The 3,498-nt window shown below is 32.8% G+C and carries 2 protein-coding genes; both read left to right on the top strand.

Annotated elements, in window-relative coordinates:
- Positions 1 to 1,115, top strand: a 1,115-nt coding sequence (locus Q0L68_RS18070; protein WP_296705659.1) for a malectin domain-containing carbohydrate-binding protein, incomplete at its 5' end; no start/stop codon positions are given.
- Positions 1,116 to 1,794: 679 nt separating this feature from the next.
- A partial coding sequence (locus Q0L68_RS18065) for a right-handed parallel beta-helix repeat-containing protein (protein ID WP_296705658.1) occupies positions 1,795 to 3,498 on the top strand: 1,704 nt, incomplete at its 3' end.

Here is a 3,498-nt window from a genome sequence, read left to right as displayed (position 1 = left end):
ATGCATTGAAAACCAGAGTTACAGACCAAGGTGGATTAAGCGTAGAATCTTCTGTAGTAACTATTCAGGTTGAAGGAATTGCTTCACCTGACTTCAGTCTGTATTTAAATGCAGGAAGTAGTGAGACGGTAACATATCAGGGTAAGGAGTTTATTGGGGATATGAATACCGGTGAACAATTCTACAATGATTCTAGACCCGATAATATCCCACAGGCAAGTAATATAGAGTTATTTCAGTCCACTAGATCGTCTAATATTGATGAAGCGATAACATATACTATTCCTGTTCCTAATGGAATGTATAAAGTAACTACCTATTTCATTGAAAATTACTTTGGTGTAATAGGTAGCGCTTGTTCAACTTGTAGAGCCTTCGATATCCTAATTGAAGGAAATAAAGTTCGATCTAACTTTAATATATATGCCTCTTCAGCCAATGATCCTTTGGAAGTTGTTTTTGAAGAAATTAATGTAGAGGATGGCCAACTTGAAATAAGTCTTGACCCAAAGAAGAGCAGGTCTATTATTGCCGGACTTGCAATAGAAAGTAGTGAATCCATTATTGCTAGAATTCATTCCAAGCCAACCATCCTCGCCTCACCTATGGAAGGATCCGGACCGTTGAAGGTTGACTTTATGGGGGACTTAACAGGAGTGGATCAGGGAAATCTAAGTTACAGCTATGAATTTGAGGATGGATCAAGTTCTATGGAGAAAAACCCAAGTCATCTGTTTGTCTCGCCAGGATCCCATGAGGTTAAAGTAACCGTAAGAGATGGTAAAGAACTGGTAAGTCAGGAGACTATCACCATTCAGGTTAATAAGTTTGGGTTAAATACCGATTCCGGGTTTGGAAAGTCATCAATAAGGATGTATCCTAATCCGGCTTCAGACCTGATAAATCTTCAATCAACGGATCCTGAAGAGAAACTGGGAGAGATTTCAATATTCGATGTCCGTGGCAGAATGGTACAGACCTATCTTCCCGAAATGGTGGAAAATGGAAACAAGTACACCATTTCAGTGAGGAATCTTGCTGCAGGGGTTTACTTCCTAACTACCACGACAGAAGAAGGAATATCCCAACTCCAGCGTTTGATTGTTGTCAAATAAGCTGAAAGGTTTTAATTACGAGAAAAAGAGTCCTGAAAAATCGGGACTCTTTTTTTATTGAATTTGATGAAGGCAAAAACATACTAGATTTTTGAAGATATGTAAGAGTAGGTTTCCAAGAAAAAGCAAAATTGGTTCTTATTATTAAAGTTTGAAGGATGAAAAACTTTGGCACAAACTTTGAATTGAGCTTTGTTCATAATTAGAATTAAGCCTAAAAAATTGAACTAGAACAATTTAAAATAGAAATTTTTACAAAAAACCCATCCCTTCAAAAAAAATTTGAAAAAAAATAAAAAAATTTTTTTTAGAAATACAGAGTAATTTTTTATAAAATAAAATACATAAATAATAGATCAAATATTTTTATTATATATATAAAGCTCATTGTTTGTGATTTGAAATTCTTATTAAAAAGAAATTCAACTATTTTTTCTATTAAATTCATCAAAAAATACCCCTAACCAAATTTTTATCTGTTTTAGATTATAAATTCAGAATTATTTTTATTTTTTTTCTCTATTTTTTCTATTAAAGTCGGTTTAGTTATTTTTTTATTATCTAATTCCAAGTCAAAAATTGTGTTTTTTGAATACCAAAACTAGTCAGCTATCTAGAAATGAGCTTGAAAAGTTGAAAAATCATTCTAGTTTTGGGGCCTTATATAAAAATCAACGTTATGAAATCACCCTTACTTAACGAGTTGATTAATATCCTATTTAATTATTATAATCAATTAATAAGGTTATTATTAATTATTGCTATTTCTGTATTTTATATTTCAGAGACTCAAGCTACTGATTATTATTTTTCGAGTTCAACAGGAGACGATAATCGCTCAGCTGTACAAGCACAGAATTCTTCTACCCCATGGAGAAGTATTGAAAAATTAAATTCATTTGCCAGTCAATTGCGGGCTGGAGATAGAATTTTATTTAAAAGTGGAGACATATTTTATGGATCAATCCTGATATCCAGAGGAGGAAATTCAGGTAATCCTATTTCTTACACATCCTATGGAGTTGGAGCAAAACCTGTAATTACTTCATTGGTCAAAGTAACTAATTGGGCTTCCAAAGGAAATGGCACTTATGAAGCTTTACTTTCAAATATGGATGGTGGAAAAGTTCAAATAGTTACCATAAACAACCAACTTAGGGAGGTTGGAAGATATCCTAATGCAGGAAGTAAAAACGAAGGATATTTAACTATATCATCCGTCAATAACTCTTTGAGCATTCAAGGTGAAAATATGCCTGCTAACTTTGTGGGAGGTGATATAGTAATCAGAAAAAACAATTGGATTACCGATAGGCATGAAATCTCCTATAATGCTGGGAATACCATTAGCTTTTTATCAAATCCAGAAACAGGATATTCACCTCAAGCTGGGTTTGGATATTTTATTCAAAATCATATCAATACGCTAGATCAATTTGGTGAATGGGCATACTCCAAATCAAACAAAAGGATTTATGGGTATTTTGGTGGACAAGATCCAAATTTTTTAAATGTTGAAGTTGCAACTAGAGAGTATTTAATTAAAACAAATAAATATATTCAGAATCTAACTTTTAATAATCTGAATTTGAGAGGGGCAAATGCCGATATTTTTAACATTCAAAACTCTGCAAATGTACAGATATTAAATTGTGACTTAGTTTTCGCTGGACAAAACGCAATTTACTCCCATACTACACCAGATTTAACTGTGAAAGGGAACTCAATAAATTACTCATTAAGTGGTGGATTGTTTTTTCAATTTACCACCCAAAGAGCAATAATCGAAGACAATACTATTAATAATACGATGCCTTTTCAAGGAATGTCAAATAGTAGTGATCTGAAAGGTGTTGGGATATACATTGCCGGTAATGCTGACAATTCTAGCATAGCTAGAAATAAAATTATCAATACTGGATTTAATGGGATTCATTTTGGAGGTAATTACACAGTAATCAAAAATAATCTAATTGATAATTTTTGTCTACATAAACATGATGGAGCTGGGATTTATACCAATTCGGATGGTATAACGTGGGGAAATAATTTAGGAAGGGAGGTAATTGGAAATATTGTACTTAGAGGAGTTGGAGCTGTAGAAGGTACTACTATGAAAGATAACCTTGCTGAAGGAATTTACATGGATGACAATACAGATGGAGTTAAAATTTTAGGCAACACAATCTCAGAGATAAGTGGTAAAGGTTTATATCTCCATAATGCAAAAAATATAGTTGTTCAAAACAACACTTTTTACAAAATGCCGATTCAATTGCATTCTGGTGATGATTTAACTGGAGGATCTGTTCGAAACATTAATGTAACCGGTAATCATTTTTCTAAAATATTTGCCGAGGAAATTCCTTATAGCATTTCATCA

Source organism: Algoriphagus sp. (assembly GCF_024642405.1).
Taxonomy (GTDB): domain Bacteria; phylum Bacteroidota; class Bacteroidia; order Cytophagales; family Cyclobacteriaceae; genus Algoriphagus.
This window is presented reverse-complemented; position numbering and strand designations above follow the sequence as displayed.